Annotated in this window: 15 protein-coding genes; 7 read left to right on the top strand and 8 right to left on the bottom strand. The window is 59.7% G+C overall.

The genetic code is table 11. From position 1 onward, the window contains the following. Positions 1-1,878: 1,878 nt before the first annotated feature. On the bottom strand, positions 1,879-2,439 hold the full coding sequence (locus tag BKK80_RS34825; RefSeq protein ID WP_236904077.1) for a hypothetical protein: 561 nt from the start codon (positions 2,437-2,439) through the stop codon (positions 1,879-1,881). Positions 2,440-2,884: 445 nt separating this feature from the next. Next, a complete protein-coding gene (locus tag BKK80_RS34830; RefSeq protein ID WP_071073710.1) occupies positions 2,885-4,615 on the bottom strand; it encodes a P-loop NTPase fold protein in 1,731 nt (576 codons plus the stop codon). Between the two features lie 524 nt (positions 4,616-5,139). Here BKK80_RS34830 and BKK80_RS34835 point away from each other — a divergent pair. From BKK80_RS34835 to BKK80_RS36070, 4 genes are all read left to right on the top strand, one after another. Then, positions 5,140-5,460, top strand: a complete 321-nt coding sequence (locus BKK80_RS34835; protein ID WP_071073713.1) for a DUF5320 domain-containing protein — start codon at positions 5,140-5,142, stop codon at positions 5,458-5,460. A gap of 196 nt (positions 5,461-5,656) precedes the next feature. Beyond that, positions 5,657-6,865, top strand: coding sequence for a hypothetical protein (locus BKK80_RS36950; RefSeq protein ID WP_157903462.1), 1,209 nt, complete (start codon positions 5,657-5,659; stop codon positions 6,863-6,865). A 253-nt stretch (positions 6,866-7,118) separates the two neighbouring features. Beyond that, a complete protein-coding gene (locus tag BKK80_RS36955) occupies positions 7,119-7,385 on the top strand; it encodes a hypothetical protein (RefSeq protein WP_157903463.1) in 267 nt (88 codons plus the stop codon). 915 nt (positions 7,386-8,300) lie between these two features. Next, a complete protein-coding gene (locus BKK80_RS36070) occupies positions 8,301-8,807 on the top strand; it encodes a GNAT family N-acetyltransferase (RefSeq protein ID WP_084545949.1) in 507 nt (168 codons plus the stop codon). Between the two features lie 109 nt (positions 8,808-8,916). On the opposite strand, the gene BKK80_RS38080 is transcribed toward BKK80_RS36070, so the two are convergent. From BKK80_RS38080 to BKK80_RS34855, 3 genes are all read right to left on the bottom strand, one after another. After that, entirely contained in the window at positions 8,917-9,249 is a 333-nt protein-coding gene (locus BKK80_RS38080) for an HAD family hydrolase (protein WP_084545950.1), read from the bottom strand. Between the two features lie 478 nt (positions 9,250-9,727). Then, positions 9,728-10,165: an HU family DNA-binding protein gene (locus BKK80_RS34850; protein ID WP_071073719.1), complete on the bottom strand. Its 438-nt coding sequence runs from the start codon at positions 10,163-10,165 to the stop codon at positions 9,728-9,730. A gap of 97 nt (positions 10,166-10,262) precedes the next feature. After that, positions 10,263-10,493 (bottom strand): hypothetical protein, encoded by a 231-nt coding sequence (locus BKK80_RS34855; RefSeq protein ID WP_071073721.1) that lies wholly within the window; start codon positions 10,491-10,493, stop codon positions 10,263-10,265. An 853-nt stretch (positions 10,494-11,346) separates the two neighbouring features. On the opposite strand from BKK80_RS34855, the gene BKK80_RS38085 reads away from it, so the two are divergent. Further along, the gene (locus tag BKK80_RS38085) at positions 11,347-12,141 is read left to right on the top strand and encodes a surface-adhesin E family protein (RefSeq protein ID WP_418235932.1); all 795 of its coding nucleotides are present in this window, start codon (positions 11,347-11,349) and stop codon (positions 12,139-12,141) included. Between the two features lie 200 nt (positions 12,142-12,341). Here the strand turns inward: BKK80_RS38085 and BKK80_RS34860 are convergent, their stop codons facing one another. Beyond that, positions 12,342-12,923, bottom strand: coding sequence for a DUF4304 domain-containing protein (locus tag BKK80_RS34860; RefSeq protein WP_071073723.1), 582 nt, complete (start codon positions 12,921-12,923; stop codon positions 12,342-12,344). Between the two features lie 465 nt (positions 12,924-13,388). Between BKK80_RS34860 and BKK80_RS34865 the strand changes: the two genes are divergently transcribed. Further along, positions 13,389-15,116, top strand: coding sequence for a hypothetical protein (locus BKK80_RS34865; RefSeq protein WP_157903466.1), 1,728 nt, complete (start codon positions 13,389-13,391; stop codon positions 15,114-15,116). Between the two features lie 189 nt (positions 15,117-15,305). On the opposite strand, the gene BKK80_RS34870 is transcribed toward BKK80_RS34865, so the two are convergent. Continuing rightward, on the bottom strand, positions 15,306-15,707 hold the full coding sequence (locus BKK80_RS34870; protein WP_071073727.1) for a hypothetical protein: 402 nt from the start codon (positions 15,705-15,707) through the stop codon (positions 15,306-15,308). Positions 15,708-16,209: 502 nt separating this feature from the next. Next, a complete protein-coding gene (locus BKK80_RS34875) occupies positions 16,210-17,445 on the bottom strand; it encodes a tyrosine-type recombinase/integrase (protein ID WP_071073729.1) in 1,236 nt (411 codons plus the stop codon). Positions 17,446-17,605: 160 nt separating this feature from the next. Between BKK80_RS34875 and BKK80_RS34880 the strand changes: the two genes are divergently transcribed. Then, positions 17,606-18,649: a DNA-binding protein gene (locus tag BKK80_RS34880; protein WP_071073731.1), complete on the top strand. Its 1,044-nt coding sequence runs from the start codon at positions 17,606-17,608 to the stop codon at positions 18,647-18,649. Positions 18,650-18,768 lie beyond the last annotated feature (119 nt).

The raw sequence follows: 18,768 nt of genomic DNA on the forward strand, positions 1-18,768 counted from the left end.
AGCTGATAGATAGCCGATTCAAGGTCGGCGCCCAGCTTGACGACGCCGCGCCCAGTTCTGGCGACCTAGACGAGTTAGATAGCTATCCGATAGCCGATGATGGCAGTGACCAGGTCACGGGCGTGCGGTCGAGGGAGATCTCGTAGAGGCTAGCCGATAGATAGCCGATTCAGGCTCGCGGCCCCGGCTGGCGACGCATCGTCGACTTCCGGCCACCCTGCGGAGATGGATAGCTATCCGATAGCCGATGAAGGCAGAGGCCGGGCAACTGGCGCGCGGCCGAGGGAGATCCCATAGAGGCTAGCCGATGGATAGCCGATTCGAGCTCGGTGGCCAGCCTGATAACGCCCCGCCCGGTTTTGGCGACCTAGCCGAACTAGATAGCTATCCGATAGCCGATGTTGGTTGTGAGCAGGTCACTGGCGCGCGGCCGGGAGAGATCCCACAGAGGCTAGCCGATGCAAGCTCGCCACTCAAGCTGACGACGCCCCGCCTACCTCTGGTGACTCGGCAGAGCTGGATAGCTATCCGATAGCCGATGTTGGTTGTGAGCAAGTCACTGGCGCGCGGCCGGGAGAGATCCCACAGAGGCTAGCCGATGGATAGCCGGTGCAAGCTCGCCACTCAAGCTGACGGCTCGCCACTCAGGCTGACGACGCCTCGCCTACCTCCGGTGACTCAGCTGAGCTGGATAGCTATCCGATAGCCGGTGTTGGTTGTGACCAGGTCACTGGCGCGCGGCCGGGAGAGATCCCACAGAGGCTAGCCGATGGCTAGCCGGTTCAAGCTCGCTACCGAGTCTGGTAGCGCACCTACAATGTCTGGCGATCTGGCCGAGCTAGATAGTAGCTATCCGATAGCCGATGAGGCAGGCGAGCAAGGCACGGGGTAATGTTGACGCGTGCGTTGAGGCATTGAGACTGGCCGGCTTGCCGATTCCATGGCCCCGCCTACTTCTGGTGACTCGGCAGAGCTGGATAGCTATCCGATAGCCGATGTTGGTTGTGACCAGGTCACTGCCGTGCAGCCGGGAGAGGTCCCATAGAGGCTAGCCGATAAATAGCCGATGCAAGCTCGCTACTCAGGCTGACGACGCCTCGCCTACCTCCGGTGACTCAGCTGAGCTGGATAGCTATCCGATAGCCGGTGTTGGTTGTGACCGGGTCACTGCCGTGCAGCGGGGAGAGGTCCCATAGAGGCTAGCCGATAAATAGCCGATGCTGACCTGATCGCCGCTATCGTCGGATAGCTGGCTATCGGATAGCTATCCAATTGCGAGCGGCCGTCGGTGTTGCGACAAGAGCGTCCGGTCTGCACTGGGTAGCGTCACATCTCCTCGCGGGGCATTTGGCTCTGGAGGTACAGATCCAAGCTATCTCCATCGGACGGGCCTTGCTCCCGCGGGGAGCAAGGATATGGGGCGAGTCGCCGAATGCTACAACCAAGGTGGAGGGAAAGGCTTTCGAGCAAGGGACGAAGAGGAGGGCAAGATGGTCTTGCAATGCTCGTTCAGGGCCATTTTCCCAATCACGCCGCCACGCCCCAACTGCCTGATTTACAACAGGAATAAGCAGATCGCATGCCGGGCAAGCCATTTTCGGCACCAGAAATCGAATGTAAATTATTTTGGTCCTACTTCCGTCAGCGCCGGGCGTCCGCCTCGCCTTTTGCGCAGCTTAACGCTGCGGCACGGTGCGCTACCGGTGGCTGCCAGGCATTCCAGCATGGAAATAGTATCGGCTAGCTATCGGATATCCTCTAGCTAGCCTGCCGTTGAGCGTGCAGGTGCGCCAGCGGTATCATTCCGGGGTCGCCGGCGCTGAGACCATAGTCTCGAGAAGAGATGCCCACAGGGGAGGGCGGGCTTGGCTACCGCCCTCAGCCAAGGTTCCATGAGCCGCCTCGGTACTGGTAGGTGCCGTTGACGACACCAACCAGCCACGAGGATACCGTCGCAGTCTTGAGGCCACCGAACAGCACCATTTGCCCTTGCTCGGGGTCCAGCATCGCGATCGGTAACTCGGCCAGCGTTCCGGTGCCGATGGCGGCATCGGGAAACACATCGCCGAAGTCGCGATTCAAAAGCAGGCGCGCAGTCGCTTTGCTGAGAGTGCGGAAGATCTCCTTGCGGACCAACCAATAGCACTCTACGGACGAGGCCGAGTACCGCTCCTGGAGGCGGGTGAAGTCGCGAAGGTGCAGTGTTGCAACTCGATCACGATCGTGCGCCCGGGGGACAAAGAATAGAACGTCGGCATCCCACCTCTCGCCGCCAGGAGTCCTTCCCGGAACCTCATCGCGCCCCTCAATGCCCATGCTGGCCAAGCCGGCCAGAACGGACGTTCTCCCGGCCTTGTGCGATTTCGTGTCGGGCGCTGCGGCGCAATCGTCCGACAGCTGTGCAAAGAAAGACAAGTCGCTGATGCTGGTCTTGAGCACCGCAGGCGCGTTGCAGCATGACATCACGAAGTCGCCGGGCTGCGCGGCCCGCTTCAATGCCTCCCGCGCGGAACTGAGAAATGTAGGAGGGCTGACGGATGCTATGGCATGGAGGTATCCCCAAATGAGAACGGCTAGGCTGACCCTGCCAGGTCGCAGTAGTACGGAGCAGCGGGCATGGAATCCGCAAACTTCGCGCGTGCCCAAGAGGCGCGTTCTTCGGCGGGGGAGTTGCGGGTGACTTCGGACTGCTCGCCAAAGCTGATTCGGTATTTAGATCGGATATCTACTGGATATCCGATAGCTATCCGATAACCAATAGATATCCAATAGATCGCTGACGAATTCTCAGCGATGAACTGCGGTGCTCTGGCTGCCCTTAGAGGGCCGGGGAGAGTCGCCCTGGTACTGCTGCATTGCAGTCGACCGCTGTCTACCTCTGGGGCTAGGCTCCAATTCCGCCCTCGGCCAAAAGCGCTGGAACTTTGCTCTCTGCGAACAACGTTCGCAACAACCGTCCGAAACGGTTCTCTTTCTCGACTCTGACGATGCGCCGGCATGCTTCCAAGAAATTCATCCCAGCCTGGCCAAAGTTTTTCTCGTACATTTCGTGCTGTTCGAGAATGTCCAAACTTTTGAGTACGAAAAACTTGAAATCACGACCTTTCAACGTGCGCATCGCAGTCTCGAAATCGTCGATCGTAGCCGCTCTCATCGCCGCTTCTTCCCGATGGCCCCATCCGTCGTTCTCAAGAAGGTGCTTGACGGCATCGACGACGGTCGCACTGTGAATTCGAGCATCGCGCGCATTGTCGATTGCTGCCTTAAGTTTTGGGTGTAGCGGCTGACGGAACGGTGATTCCCCAAATTCGGCCTTGTCGGCGATGGTCGCGAAGTGAGCCAACCAACCATCAATCAAAGCTTCTTCAAGTTTGGCACCACCAGGTAGATCGGCCATTTGTTTTCCGAGCGCCGTGACAGTGTAGGCGTCAAGGTCGCCGACTCTGGCGATGAGCTTGGCCGCATCAGCTACGAGATCGTTGTCGCAGTCTGTGACGTCCCAAATGAAACGTTCAAAGAATGCGTGCGCGAGATTTCTAGATTCGGTGCGATTCTCATTGCGTTGGTAGCCTTGGACGATGGTCTCAATCGCCTTTGCGTCATGCTTTCCGTCGCAAACGAAGGCAACAACCAGTTCTTCAAATTCATCCGAAGAATTGATCCCTAGCTTTGACAGCAGAACTTTCCATGCGGCCGGCGTTGAGCCCTCGGCTTTCTCCTTTGACGCATCGCCTTCCTGCCCGAGGTAGCGCCTCACAAAGTCGCTAGAACCTCGGTTGTAGCCTGCGACATACTCCAGAGTCGGCCCGTCCTTGATGGCTTTATTTGCGAGAGCAGAAATGAGCACAATCGAGGGAACAGTTCGTGCCTGTATCGCGAGAGGCATGTCCCCAGTGGCACCGAGGAGCCGAACCACAAGACGGTAAGCCTGACGGATGACCCGGATATTGGTGATCCCGCACGCGTCCATCGCAGCCCTGGCCGTCGCGCGGTAAGGGCTTTCCAAGTTCGGAACCGCGATGTCAAACGCCTCCCCAGGTGTCGGCGTGAAACGAAGTTCTTCTTCGACCACCTTCTCTCGGAACGCCGCCCAGAGCGCGCTGTCGGTAGGTGCGGAGAGCTGGTCCGAGTTGAGAATCAAGAGGAATCGCGTACCAAAATTCTGAGAGTATTCGTCGACGAAGCCCAGGACCTCGTCAACTGACAACGAGGCGTGCTTGCGCTCGATGTCATCGATGACTACGAATCGGTTACGCAAGGCAACAGGAACTGCTACCAGCGCAAGCTCGTCGAGCGCCGAAAACCCCTCGTGGACCTTCCTCAAGGCGTCGACGCTGACCTTCCAAGTCTTCATCAGACCTTCGGTCAACGAGCTGCTGTCACCGCCTACTGGGAGCGCGCTTTGGACCACCTTGAGCTTGAGCTGATTGATATCTTTCAAGCCAAAGAGGGACACGTAGCGCGCGCCTTCGACGATCGGGTCCTGCGACTCTTTGCGAATCTCGTTCCAGAGGTGGGTTTTGCCGGTGCCCCATGCGCCTGTCAGCGCGATGACTTTTAGGTCGGCGTTGTCGATGAGCGAGATCAACTGCGTTTTAGATTGTTCGATCGTCATTTGCTTTATTCGGTGCTGAATCCAGCAGGCGGTCCCGCCAGTACGACGTTTGGGTTGCATCACTGGCGCACCCGACCAGCCAGCTCCTGTGAAGATTGTTCGAGATTCGAGGAGAACGCGTCGCCATATCGCAATTCTAAGTCAGCACCGGGCCACCGCGAGTTTATGGGCCGCTCCGAAGCAGCCGTTCTCGACCGGCAGCAAATGGCCGTTCTCTGCCCTTGGTCGGGCCTGGCTCCAGCTTCCAGTGACAAATTTATTTCGCGGCCCGCAAACGCTTATCCAGTAAGGGTCTGGAGCGGAATCGACGGAGATCACCTGACGTGTTGACAGATTTACTGTCGCAACGGTGACACATTCATTTCGGTCTACGACAGGTACCACAGTTCGGGCCCATCGGATCACTAAACCTCGACAACCGGATCTTTGACGACAACCTGCTGAAAGTTGCCTTCAACGCGAATGGAGCACCGAGCCAGCTTGCGTTTCAGTCCAAGGCGCAAGCCGCCAATGCAGCTGCCGCCATGAGCGACGTCAGTCAGTCGTATCTGGGATTTGCCAAAGCGCGACAGCAGGATCGCCTCGACACAGCGAACGCCCAGATTGCCTACGACAAGAGTCGCGCTGCTGCCGATGCGTCCGTCGCAGCCGATAACCTCAAGGCTCTGGCGGATGTGCAGCGAAGAGTCGCGCTTGCCACGGGTACTGCATCTGCAGACGCGACTCAGCTTGAGTCGCTGGGTAACCAAAAGGCCATGCTTGAGACACAGCTAGAGATCATCAAGTTGCAGAAGCAAATCAACGACGCGAAGGCATTGCTCGGCGCAAGCACGGTACCGCAGTAGTGGCCTTTTTGCCGTGGTACCAGTGTGGCCGGCCAAGCAGTGGAAGGATTATCGGACGGACGTTCACTACACCGGGTTGACGCGTCGACCGCGCCAGTCTAGATTGCCCGTTCTGGCAGCAGATGCACAGCGGCTCATTGGACGTCTGGATCCGAATGTGAGGCGAAAAAGGATCCGAATCGAAGGAGGGAGTGCAATGGGGAGTCTTCTGTTGTTGATTGGCAGTCTCAAACCGCACGAAGCTGCGCTGGTTGGTGCCTGCTTTGCGGCCTTGGTCGGCGCAGTCTCAACCGTTCTGTCCGGTGTTCTGCGCGACTTTCTCGCTAAGTCCTGGTCTGACAAGAGAGACCATCAAGAATCGGCCAAAGAAGTCTTTCGAGGCTACGCTGAGCCGCTTGCGTCAGCCACGACTGCCCTCTATTGGCGGCTCAATGAGATGGTCAGCGGCAATGGAAGAGCATCATTTCTTACAGCCAAGGAGCCGAGAAATGAGTTTGATCAGTACAAACTGCTGAGTACATATTTCCGTCTAGCCGCAGTCCTCGGATGGCTTCGAGCCCTTCGCCGTGAGCTGTCATTCTTAAGAGCCTATGGTCATAGGCGCATAGGTGAGCTTGACGCGGCGCTGGACGCTTTTGAGAAATCCTTGGCGGATGGCCACGAGGTTGAGGTCCTGCGCTTGCGTGGACTACAGGAGCTTTGGGGCATTCCGCTGATCAACGACGCCCGCGCGGAGGAGCGCTCGGCCGTAGCCGTCGAGGACCGCATCGAGCGCGCCCTGCACGGCAAGGTCGCAACGCGGGCCGCTGACCTTGAAAGCGCTGCTCAGTTAGAACTCTGCCGGGAGTTGGCCGACCTCATCGCGGAGAAGTCCGGCTGCAAGACGATTCAAACTGTTGTGCTGAAAGAGACGCAAGCGAGATCCATATGCCAAATCGACATTCGACAGGCGTGGCTCTATCGGGATTGGCAGACGGCGATAGGCGACATGATGATCCGGGAGACCAAGGCGTCAAACCGGAACTTCGAGGTCATAGGATATGGTGACTTTGAGGAGATGCTGCTGGCGCCCACAAAGACGCAATATCGCTCGCTTAGTCGTATTGCCGCGTTGTTCCATGACGTCGATCTTGAGCGCAAAGACTTGTACGACGCGCGTCCTGTGGCCCTTCATAAACTGCTGGGCGCCACCGCAGCTTTGATCGTTGCTCTGGCCGACACGCGCATTGGCAAAAACACAGTGGATGCGACGACGGCAAAAAGGGCGCGATTGACTCATGCCGGCCATGCCGGGATCAAGCCCGGAACTATTCGTAGCTGGCGCACACGCTGGCTACCCCTGGTCGCGACGATAGCAACCAGAGTACCTGCGAAGTCACCTGCTCACCATCCCCTGCAAGAATAGTCAACCGCGCTTGAGGCCCCCTCCCAAGCCGTAAAGCGAACTAACTATGTGACTACCCTTGCCGTGACCTGATGCGGCCTGCTAGGAATCGAGGCAAATCGGCTATAGGCCCGTGATCACGGAGCCTGGTGCCTACCAGTTCCGTGCCACGGTGGTCAACAAGCATTCAGGCCCTGCGCGACCCTGGCAATGGTCACAATGCTCGCCGCACTGCATACTGTGGCACTCAAGCGATGCGTGTATGAGGACGAGAATGACCAAGGAAGAGTGGGAGAACCACTGCGCCAGCGTGACGAACCAGATGGCGTCGTACGTGGCGCCATTCGTAACACCGATCAGCATGTCCGAAGAGCAAGGCTCCGGCATTGCATGGGGTAGTGGTGGCTATCTCGATGCGAACGAAGGCACCTGGCTGATTACGGCAAGCCATGTTTTCGAGGACGTTCCCACGGGAGGGCGTCTTGCACATCTGCCGGTGCCAGGGGCGAGTACGTCGGAGTCGCCAACGCGCCGGAACTAGCGCCGTGGCCCGTCGACGCGGCAGCAGTTAAAGTGCCTTCAATTCCTGATCACTCAAGCCAGAAACCGGTCCCCAATGAACAGGTTCTAGATCGCTATTCCGCAGTGAGTGGCGAGCTTCTTTTTTGGATTGGATTTCCTGGATACAGACTAGACCGACGGGACCCGGTCGTTCCGGGAAAGCGTCGAGCAACGCTGTTTGGCGAGTTGCATACCACAGGCCTTCCTATGCTCTCACAGGCTCTACAAGGCCAAGAGTTGCAACATTCTAAGTTCGATAGTCAAACGCACATTGCAATCCACTATCCGAGCACTGCGAAGAAGATGGCGGGGGGGATGACGTTCCTCTTCCGCAGCCAAAGGGAATGAGTGGTAGCTTTCTATGGAACACCCGCTTCGTCGAGAAATACCAAGCAGGGCTGCCTTGGACGCCAAGTGATTCTAAGGTGTGCGGAGTGGTGTGGGCCGCCTTAGACAGTCCGGAGGTGATCTTAGCCAGTAGAATTGAATTCGTGCGCCAGAGGCTCGCACCTGCGTTCATCTAGAGTTCGTCTCTCACCAAGGTATTCCGCGGTGCCAAGGAGGCGGGTTAGCCGAGATTAACTGTTATCTCTGTACACACGCGTCGCGCGGGCCGAGGACCGTTTCTGACCCGTCTCGGCCATCTGGATCGCCAACAAGCGGTCGGTCTGAGTAGTACGCGTGCTTGTTACCTTGGGCCAGCCCTGTTCGCCATTTTTCGCAGGCTAGAAGTAAGCAACCGGTGAAGCCATCTTGATTGTCCGGCGACTCCCACTGGCCATCAAAATTTACGTGAGCGCTCCTTTGATGACGCCTCTTGTCAACGCTAGGTTCTGATGTCCGGGTGCCAGCCAAGTTAGAATGTCTCGCATCCTGAGATACATCCGGATCCCTTATGCTGATTGAGCGTGCGAGCGTCAATGACGCGAATGATGTTGCTGCAGTCTTGCAGGAGGCCGCGCTGTGGCTTGCCGACACCGGCCGACCGCTGTGGACATCTTCAGAAGTAGGCTTTGAGCGTACGTTTCGGGATACAGAGGCTGGACGTTTTTTTGTCGCACGCGATGGCGGCACGATCGCTGGTGTGATGCGATTTGAACTGGAAGACCCAAGTTTCTGGCCAGAGATCGAGGCGGGAACTTCGACCTTTGTGCATAAATTGGCGGTTCGTCGTGCATGGGCAAAGAAGGGCATTTCCACTGGCCTGCTCCAGTTCGCACAGCGGCGCACGCGCGAACTGGAACGACAGTACCTCCGGCTCGACTGTGCCGCAGACAGAGCAAAGTTGCGCTCGGTCTATGAGCGCTTTGGCTTTGCACTGCACAGCCTCGTCCAAAAGGGCTCCTGGTCCTTTGCTCGCTATGAGCTTGCGACACTACCAACTGAGTCGCCGCAATCCTAGCAACGAGCGAGGCTGGGCACCATAGGAGCTACATGAACACGTCTTTCGGATGTGAGCAGTGGAAGAATTCGCCCTCGAGCTGCACATACAATTGCTTACTGCCATCGCATTACAGACTTTGTAGAAGATCTGGAAGCGATACAAGGCTTTCTATGGCATGGGTAGGCGTCGCGAAACACGCGGAGCTTGACTGGACCAGCGCCCACGGACCTCGGCGTAGGAATATGGGGATCATGCCTGCGCGCTGCGCAGGCTCGACGTCGCTATCAAGCCTGTCGCCCACGTATGCGATCTCAGACGGGGCGAGCCCATTGGTCTCGGCAACGATGCGTTCAAAAAAGCGGGCATCTGGCTTTTCAACACCCCATGATGCGGAGGAGGCGACGATATCGGCAGGCACGCCAAGCGAGCGAAGCGCCTGTTCAATTTCAATTGGGTTGATTACCGGCTATGCCCACGACCATACCGGCTTCCCGCAATTGTTTGAGGCAAGGAACTACGTCCGGGTAAATATCGCCCGCGGTAACCGAATAGACGTTCTCGACTGACTCACGCTCACGACGCAAAGTGACAAAGTCTACGTCTGGTCGCACAACTTCGAACACTTTCCTGTGTGTTGGCTGCAAAACTATTGGACGAGCATTCGGCCGTTACCGCGGCGCGTCGCTCACTTGTCGGGCGTAACGCTGGCAGGCAAAGTTGGGGCGTTCTGAGCTTGCTTCGGACGGTAGAGTCCAAGATCCTCGAAAAGCCGCCGATAACCCGGATGCACGATTGATAAAGCCGCGGTCTCGTGAGAGGTCCGGGGCTTTTTCCATTCTTCGCCTCGGCATCGCGGCCGGCCGTGCGAGTTCTGCCGTCGGCCTCGGCATCGCGGCCGGCCGTGCGAGTTCTGCCGTCGTGCGGCCGCGCTTGGAGCGTTACAGCGCAGCATCCTTCAGCTTCTTCATCGGGCGCACTTTGACCTTTACGGTCGCGGGCTTGGCCGGGAACCAGCGCTCTTCGCCTGTGAAGGGATCCTTGCCGAAGCGCTTCTTCGTGGCGGCCACCTGCTGGGCGGTGACCTTCAGCAACCCAGGCAGGGTGAACTGGCCGGCGCCCTTCTTGTGGATGGCGCTGAGAATGGTGTTCTCCAAGTGGGCCAGGACGGTCTTGACGGTCTTAGCATCCAGCTCCGTCGCCGTGACCAGGTGGGCCGCCAGACTGGCCTTGGTGAAGGTGTCCTTCAGCGGCTTCACGACTGGTGCAGCCGCCGCCTTCTTCGCCGCCGCCGGGCTCTTGGCGGGAGCGGCCTTCTTGACCGGGGTTGCCTTCTTCGCAGGAGCGGCCTTCTTTGCAGCGGTTGTTTTCGTTGCCATGTGTCTGGTGGTCCTTGAGTTAATGGAGCACGTCAGGGACGTGCTGGCGGCCAGCATAGCAAAGCGCTGCGGGCTTGAGGAGAGGCGGGGGCCCGAGCTAGCTAGCGCCAGGCGGCGAGTTGAGGCCGGCTTCGGCGGAAGTCGTCGCAGCAAGTCGGTCCACGATGCGATTGCTGGCCAGCCCGAGAAGGCGGCTCAGGTCATCGCGGTCGTGGCCGGCCAGCAACGCGCGCCGCGCGAACGTGTTGCGAAGAATCCGCGGGCTCATGTCTGGTGTGAAAACGCCAATGGCGCTCAGGGCCGCCCGCACAATCCGGCCGAAGGTCATCTGTGAAGCGCCAGCGGCAGATCAACCGGCTGGACCTAGAGGGGCGATCAAAGGCACGCCCCTGCGAGTGCCGTAGAGCGCATTGAATTTGTCACCACCCTTGCCGCGACGTGACGCGGCTCAGCGTCGCTGGGTTGACAGATTTGCTTCCACTCGAAACGCAATGAAAGTGTCAACTCGCCGCAGTCCGCATTAATTGTGTCAATTCGCCTCGCACAGGTCGGATCGTGTCCGTAAGTCGTTGATTGCGTGGATGGTTACCTGCCAGCTACGGTGCGGGGTCGCCCCTCGCGTTCCTGCGAGGTCCACGATGGGCCGGAGCAAGCCGCCCGACGCCACCAGGCACAGATCAGCGTATTCTCGCGACAACGAGTTTGGTACCGAAAAGACGGTACAGAGATAATGTCCGTTATCTCTGTACACACGCGTCGCGCGGGCCGAGGACCGTTTCCGACCCATTGGAGACAGACGGTTACCAGCAGCGAGCGACCCCTATATGCCGATGTGGGGACGCTCACTTCCTGACGATGGTTGCAGGCGGGATCTGATTACAGGGTCACTCTCGTATCGTTCGCGGGATTGGGGGGGCGCCGGCAACACTTCGATCCGTGCACGCCACCCTCCATCGGTTGGGTTCTGGATTTACCATCTCAGAGCTTGTGACACTGATAACCTCGGGGCTGCCAGTTCGGCAACGCCGAAGACTCCAACTAGATGCGACCCTCTGGAAATGAAAAAGCTCTTGATAACTCTGCTGTGCTGCTGTGTTGTAACTGCTCCAATGGCGCAACCGCAGTCGGGGCAAAGACTAGATGAATCCGGCGTAGTTCGAACCGCGCACGTGTACCACGTCATGGCCCGCGATAGGTCGGCAGCAGACAGCTTTCTGCGCGAGATCTTGGCTGCGCCACCCGCTGGCCGCTTGGAAGCCCTAAAGGTGGTAGCAAGGAAGGCTACTATCGACGAAGCCAGCAAGAAATCTGGCGGTGATCTGGGCACCTTAACTGAAGGTGAGATCGATCGAACATTCGAAACTGCCGTATTTGGCGCCACTCCTGGAAAGGTTGTGGGACCCTTCCGATCAAAATTCGGGTGGCACGTCGTGTACGTGTCCGAATTTGGCCAGCGGTCTGTAGGCGATATCTGCCGGACATCGCTAGAGCAAGCTGCGAAGTCGGCGTCGGATGGGGATAGGGCGGGAATTGCGTTGGCATCGAAGCCTATTGATCCGACTAGATTTCCGGAACAGGTCCAGCGAATTTTGGGTGGAGGTTGGCGTGGCCCGCTAATGGACACTGCACGGAATCTAGTCTATTTGCGAAACGATCCAGCACCGCAACTCGCGCCCAGCAATCTACGGTTCGTGACCAAACACACTGAGTTCGCTTCCGGCTATTTGGAAGCTTCAGCTATGCCAATGGCATGCGCGCGCTCTGCTCAAGAGAAATGGGCCGTCGATTGCGGTGCGAAGTTGATCGGCTACGTTTCGCTCTACGAATTCGAGGGCCGAGCGGGGGCTGGCAAGCGTGTTACTCAGATCTCCATCGAGCCATCGAGAATCGACTTGCGGCCCATTGCGCCAGGTTCAATCGCTGTGCAGTATTACGAGCTTGCGTGCACCCCGGCACGCACCAGATCCCCAGTGTAGTGACCGGGTTGATGTTCGCAGGTGGTGCGTGCAAGAGGGCCCAGCCCCGCGGTCACGGTGCTGGACTCACTGAGCCTATGGCAGCTTCTTGTGCTGATCCAGTCTTTGTCCGATCCCATCCGACCGACCGAAACTGGCCGGTCCCGGACGGCGACCCGTCGTCCTGGCGAAAACTATTCAGTTGACCGCAGGCCCGTCAGCTACGACGCCGGGTTGTGCGGAATCGCGGGGCATTCGTCAAGAACGCGGCCAAGTTCGACCCTAAGACCGTTCGCCTGGGCCCCAGCCAATTCCACGCCGCGGTTGACGAGATTGCGGGCCGTCACAAAGTACCCGAGCGCTGCGGCCCCCCGCGCGAGATGAAGGGCCGCACGTGCTTTTGTCGTTCCCGAGTCGAACTTCCGTAGCAAGTCATCAGGGCCGTCGATCGCTAGTGCACCCCTCAAGGTCTGTGCATTTCCGAAGAACTCGGCCTGCACCGAACGGATCTTTGCCTCTAGTTGCACAAACTGTTCATCAGACATTTGCCAAGGCCAATCATCGCCAACCCTCCGTCGTAGCATGCACTCGTACTCCTTCAACTTCGATAAGTCCGCATTTCCCTCGGCCGGAATGAAAACGGCTTGCGCCCCGAGGTTGACGTAGAACTTATCTCCCCACCTGCTACCCTGAAAGTTGATGAGGAAAACGAAATCCCCTTCCTGCTTCCGAAAGTTCTGGCCAGAGCCCTGGAAGCCGAGCGTACGAAGGCTCGGTGCTATCTTCTTTAAGACCTCTTTCACAACACCTCCATTGAACTAACGTCCGATTCCGGGCGAAACATGAGCAGCCACTGGTCGAATCGCCCGAAGGGCCGAATCAATCCATTTCCGCGGCGAATTCTCCATGATACGCACGTGTTCCAATGACCGGTCTCAACCCAATGCTACGCTGTGGCCAAGTGACTGCTTTTGGCCGTTGTCTGCCCTTGGTCGGGCCTGGCTCCAGCTTCCAGTGACAAATTTGTTTCGCGGCCCGCAAACGCTTATCCAGTAAGGGTCTGGAGCGGAATCGACGGAGATCACCTGACGTGTTGACAGATTTACTGTCGCAACGGTGACACATTCATTTCGGTCTACGCGAGTGCGAGCTTCCGACCCTCCCCTCCCTCCTTCGTGGGGGCGCCGACTTGATGGAATCGCTGCGACCATCGCGCGAAGAGCGCCGAGGTCGAACTAGAACCGATCACAAACAGAGAAGGGGGGAATATGCGCCTGACCGCTACAGTAGTCGCCTGTTTCGGAATAATTGGACTCACAGGATGCAGCACACACCTAACGAGCACGCCGGTCGGAAAGTCGAGTGACATTGCCGCTCCAGGGCTTCTCTACCGCCTTCCCCAGAAGCAGTTTGACGTCTATGTCACGTATGAGATGAAAAGCTGCGTTCTGGCTTCATCCGGCGGGGCGAAGTTAAATGCCAATGTCACAGCGAAGGTTGTTGAGGCAATCATCGGTGACGACACGCAAACGTATCGCCTGGACTACGGGCAACTGAACGCCAGGACCAAGGTGACGGATTTTCAGATTCAAGTTTCAGAGTCGGGATTGCTCACCGCATTCAACACGAACGTGACGGACCAGAGTGGGCAAATTATCAAAGATGTTGGTACAACCGTCGCGAATGTCGCTCGGGCGTTTGTTTTTCCTGAGGTCTCACTCGCGGCAACAGCGCTAGGGCCGTCGGCCAACACCATGACCTCCGGCACAACACCCATGTCGGAACAGCGTGTCAACAGGGAGAGGGTCCGTGGGGGTAAGAGCACGCCAGCAGAGGAGCCCAAGACCATATGCTCCGAGTTTGACAAGGCAAAAAATGCGCTTGCCGTGGCGAATAAGTCCGTCATAACGGCTAAGGACAATGACAAGAAGCGTGCAGCGGCCAAAGCTGACCTGGCCGACCTGGAGCTGAAGCAGAAGCAGTTGCAGAGTGACCAAGAGTTCTACAAGAAGTATGGCACCAAGGCGCAACTCGATGCAGCCATTGCCGAGCTCAACGCTGTGACCGATGCGGCGAAGGATTCGTCTAGCAAGCTTTCAGCGCTTGGTGAATCGACGCTGGATGAAGCAGCGAAAACACTATCCGATGCACAGGCCAAACTGACCTTCGAGGAAAAGTACGAGTACATTCCGAAAGTCGGTGATAGACCTGACGACCACCAACCGGCGCTGAGCAGCGTGGCCAAGCTTCTCCCCGACACCTTGAGCTTGCAAGTGTGTTCCGCGCAAGTCCCCGGGAAGCCGAACGGGACCAGTACAACTGCGGATTGTCTTGTTCTGCCGCGTGTCGGACTTTTGGTGGTGCCGACCGGAGCAAGCGGCGGCGCAACGACGGCAGCGACAGCAACGTGGAGCGCGTCACAGGCAAGCTACGGACTCATGTACCGCCTCCCGGCCACGGGAAAGCTGCGTGTCACGCTGAAACAGGAGGAGGGGAGCGAAGTCGTCCTGGTGGAGAAGATGACCCAGGTACCACAGTTCGGGCCCATCGGATCACTGAACCTGGACAACGAGATCTTTGACGACAACCTTCTGAAAGTTGCTTTCAACGCGAATGGAGCACCGAGCCAGCTTGCGTTTCAGTCCAAAGCACAAGCCGCCAATGCTGCAGCCGCCATGAGCGACGTCAGTCAGTCGTATCTGAGTTTTGCCAAAGCACGACAGCAGGATCGCCTCGACACAGCGAACGCCCAGATTGCCTACGACAAGAGCCGCGCCGCCGCCGATGCTTCCGTGGCAGCGGATAGCCTCAAGGCCCTGGCGGACGTGCAGCGTCGAGTCGCACTTGCTACAGGTACGGCGTCTGCAGACGCGACGCAACTTGAATCGCTCAGCAACCAAAAGTCGATGCTTGAGGCGCAGCTCCAGATCATCAAACTGCAGAAGCAAATCAACGATGCGAAGGCGTCGCTTGGCGCGAGCACGGTGCAGCAATAGTAGGCCGACCGAACAAGAGTCTTCCGCAGCCAGCAGCTTCCGCTGGCTGCGATAGTCATTCACCTCTTTTTCTGTGCTCGGCGGGCCATTGGGCTTTGTCGCAGTATCTCGCGGCTCCGCTCAAGGCGAAGCTCACATTGGCGATACTACTGCCACCTTTTTCAGTCAGAAAAAATCAGGCGCGGGAATTTATGACGCGACAGCGCGGCATTTCATCTGGGCAGCATATGAGTGCGCGACGCGCCGAATCTTCGACGTCCAACCGGCCCACCGCGCGATTCTCGGGTGGTCAAACGTCGCACTCGTCCAGCGTAGGTCGCGACCAGCTCGCACCTCTACGAACAGCTCGTCTTCGAGGTCCGACAGGCACGCCGCGATCACTGCCTCGGCCACTGGCATCGGATCGGTTTCGTACGGCCCGGAACGAACGTGAAATTGCAGCGGCTGTTTGGGCACCAGCGCCACCGTTCGCCTTGCATCGAGGAACGCCATGGCAATCGCGGTCCGGCGCTCGAACATCAAGTCGATCACGACATCTTTGTAATGCTTGCCGTGTCGCGTGCGAAAAGTCACTTCAAGGGATTCAAACATAGATCGGGCTCACAAGAGATTAAAACCCCCAAGAGAAAACTCTAGGGACTTTCGGTGGTGACTCGGAACCTCGAACTGCGCGGCCGCACCAGGGCACGACGGGTAAGCGGGCAACGGCGCGAAGATTACGCGTCCGGCAGGGGCGGAAACACCCGCGCACCAGCCCGAACGGCGCGCGGGAACAGCATTGTAGCCGCTGTCGGATACGGATTGCAGGGGCGTATCTAGCACGCAACGTCGGTCTGACTATATAGCGGTCTACGACTGCGACAGACGGGCCATCGTTGCGGCACACGTGGGCTCCTTGTTGGAACTTGAAGGCAAAGTCGCGTTGAGCCCTGAGACCGACGTGCGGTGGCGTCTGCAAGTGAACAGGATATCCATTGGCTATCCGATAGCTATCGGATAACCTTGCCGGCGAACCATTTCCATTGAGGGGCGGATTGGTGATGCGCTTGGCGCTCGTCGGCCAAGATGGCAAAGAGGGCAAGAGTGCTGTAGCTCAGGCTTTGCGCCCCCAGCCGATCTGGTGACGCTCCTGCGTGGCCGCGTGCCGCGCGTCGTCCTCGCTGTGCAGGTAGGCGCTGGTGGTGGCGATGGAGGCATGGCCGAAGTTGTCGCGCACGAAGCGCAGGTCGACCTGCTGGTCCGTCATGTGCGAACCGGCGGTGTGGCGCAGCCAGTGCGCCGATGCGCTCGCCAGCACCGCCGCCTGGGCTTCCCATTGCGGGCCGCGCGCGCGCATCCGCTCCGCCGCCATGGCGAAGACCTCCTTGAGGATCAGGTGCAGGGCGCCGCGCGACAAGGCCTTGTCGCGCCCGATCACCGGCAGTACCAGGGGCCGCTCTTCGCCGAACTGCGGCATGGCCGGCAGCTCATGGGCGCGGCGATAGCGCGCCAGTTCGGCGACCAGCTCATCGGTGGCCGGCACCAGGCGCGTCTTGCGTCCCTTGCCCACCACCTCCAGCCACCAGCGCTCCACCCCCAGCGCATCGCGCCGGCAGAAGAAGGCACCCATGGTGGTGTCCAGCACTTCGGCCGCACGCAGGCCGCCTAGATAGAGCAGGGTGCAGAGCCAGCGGCAGCGGGCGGCATGCAGCCGTTCGCGCGCCGAGGCCTCGGCGCCCGTGCCGGGCATGGCCTCGATGGCTTCCTTGACCGCATCCCACATGGCATGGCTCAGGTAGCGGGTCACGCGCGGCGGCGTCTGGCTGCGGCGCCGGCGCGCCAGCGACAGCGGATTGCCAGCCAGGTAGCCGGCCTCGGTCAGCCAGGCGAACAAGGCGTTCAGGATCACCATGGCCTGCCGTGCGCTGGCCGGCGACAACGGTCCGGCAAAAGGCCGCCAGCCCGGATGGCTGCGCGCCAGCTTCTTGCCCGGCGGCATCACCCAGCGCGCCGCCGGCTGGGGGTCGGCGAGAAAGCGTTGATACAGCAACAGGTCCTCGTGCGTCAGCGAGGAAAGCGGCTTGCCGCGCTGCTGCACGGCCCACAGCAGCAGGCGCTCGACGTCGCGCCGATAGGTCTGCAAGGTCGCCTGGCTGTCGGCGTAGCGCGCCAGCCAGGCGGTGATGGCCGCCACGTCGTTCTGCGCGGCGATCTGCGCGCCCCCAGCCTCGGCGCGGTTGGTGCCAGCCTCGCCGGAAAGCTCGGGCGTGAGTTGTAGTCGTTCGAGCGGCGTGGCCGGCAGCGTCGCAAGCTGCGTCGAGGTGGGGGCGGGCAGGGAGGTCGGATCCATGGGCGTTTCGCGGTTGGACGCAAGACGGGGCCGTCGCGACGGCCGATGTTCAATTATAGACAGAATACTGTTTATGTCTAAAGATTTGCATGAATGATACGTAATTAAACGTATTACGTAGTAATCTCAACAGAATCCAAGCACCCACCACCAGGAAACCATGACCGCTACCGCCGAATTGCCCCACCTGGACGCGGCCTTGCAAGCCGATGTCGCCGCCCTGCGGTCACACGTCACCGAAACGCGCGCGCTGTACAAGGAGGTCTGCGGCCTGCTGTTCTTCCGCTATGGCATCACGCCAACCGCCAACAAGCTCTACGGGCTGGTGCGCAAGGGCAGCATGGGCACGCCGACCGAGGTGCTGGCGCAGTTCTGGCAGGCATTGCGCGAGAAGACGCGCGTGAAGATCGATCACCCGGACCTGCCGGAGGCGCTCAAGCAGATCGCGGCCGAGGCGGTGCAGACCATCTGGCAGTCGGCCAACGAAGCCGCGGCGGCCGAGCTGGCCGCCTTGCGCGCCGAGACCCGCCTGCAGGCCGAGGACGCCCGGGCCGAGCGCGATTTGGCGAAGGCGGCGAGGGCCGCCGCGGAGGAGGAAACCGCTGCCGTGTGCGCGGCGCTGGAGCGGGCAAGGCTCGCCGAATCCGCGCGCCAGGACGAGCTGGAGGCGGAAAAGCAGGCCCATGCGGCCAGCCGCGCCCGCCACGAGTCCGCGCAGCAGCAGATCGCTGCGCTCGAGCGTCAACTGCTGGAATTGCGCACGCAGTTCTCACAAGAACTGGAGCAGATGCGTGAGCAGGTCCGGCTCGCCCAGGAGCGCGCGAGCGCGAGCGAACGGCGCGCGCTGCGCGAGATCGACCAGGAACGCGGTGTCCGCCAGGCCGCCGAGAAGGCGGCGGCCGACCTGCGGGGCGAGCTAGCGGCGCAACAGGGCAGGGCGCAGCAGGCAGCGCTGGAAGCCGCCGAAGACCGCGCCGCGCTGCAGGCCGAACGCGACGCAGCGGCCAAGGAGGCCGGCGCCTGGAAACAGGCGTGCGCCGAGGCGGAAGCCGCGCGGCAGGCGCTGCACGTCGAACTGGACGAAGCACGGTGGCGGGCGGAGCGCGAGCGGGCCGAGGCCGTGGCCGCGCGCCGGCTGGCGGCGGGACCCAGGCGCCCGCCTGCGGTCAAGCGCACCAAGTTCAAGCCTGGCACGATCATCTAGCTGCCGGCGTGCCAACCGGCTTGGGAACCGCCAGCAGGATCTCCAGCGGCGTGAGCTGCCGCTGTCGATTTCCGATCCAAATTACCTGCCTAGTGCGGATGTGGCGGATTCTTTGCGTA

The organism is Cupriavidus malaysiensis (genome assembly GCF_001854325.1).
Taxonomy (GTDB): Bacteria; Pseudomonadota; Gammaproteobacteria; order Burkholderiales; family Burkholderiaceae; genus Cupriavidus; species Cupriavidus malaysiensis.

Coding starts and splice junctions, on each gene's coding strand:
- BKK80_RS34830 (WP_071073710.1), bottom strand. CDS start 4,615: ATGACGATCGAACAATCTAAAACGCAGTTGATCTCGCTCATCGACAAC.
- BKK80_RS34835 (WP_071073713.1), top strand. CDS start 5,140: ATGAGCGACGTCAGTCAGTCGTATCTGGGATTTGCCAAAGCGCGACAG.
- BKK80_RS36950 (WP_157903462.1), top strand. CDS start 5,657: ATGGGGAGTCTTCTGTTGTTGATTGGCAGTCTCAAACCGCACGAAGCT.
- BKK80_RS36955 (WP_157903463.1), top strand. CDS start 7,119: ATGACCAAGGAAGAGTGGGAGAACCACTGCGCCAGCGTGACGAACCAG.
- BKK80_RS36070 (WP_084545949.1), top strand. CDS start 8,301: ATGCTGATTGAGCGTGCGAGCGTCAATGACGCGAATGATGTTGCTGCA.
- BKK80_RS34850 (WP_071073719.1), bottom strand. CDS start 10,165: ATGGCAACGAAAACAACCGCTGCAAAGAAGGCCGCTCCTGCGAAGAAG.
- BKK80_RS34855 (WP_071073721.1), bottom strand. CDS start 10,493: ATGACCTTCGGCCGGATTGTGCGGGCGGCCCTGAGCGCCATTGGCGTT.
- BKK80_RS38085 (WP_418235932.1), top strand. CDS start 11,347: ATGGCCCGCGATAGGTCGGCAGCAGACAGCTTTCTGCGCGAGATCTTG.
- BKK80_RS34865 (WP_157903466.1), top strand. CDS start 13,389: ATGCGCCTGACCGCTACAGTAGTCGCCTGTTTCGGAATAATTGGACTC.
- BKK80_RS34870 (WP_071073727.1), bottom strand. CDS start 15,707: ATGTTTGAATCCCTTGAAGTGACTTTTCGCACGCGACACGGCAAGCAT.
- BKK80_RS34875 (WP_071073729.1), bottom strand. CDS start 17,445: ATGGATCCGACCTCCCTGCCCGCCCCCACCTCGACGCAGCTTGCGACG.
- BKK80_RS34880 (WP_071073731.1), top strand. CDS start 17,606: ATGACCGCTACCGCCGAATTGCCCCACCTGGACGCGGCCTTGCAAGCC.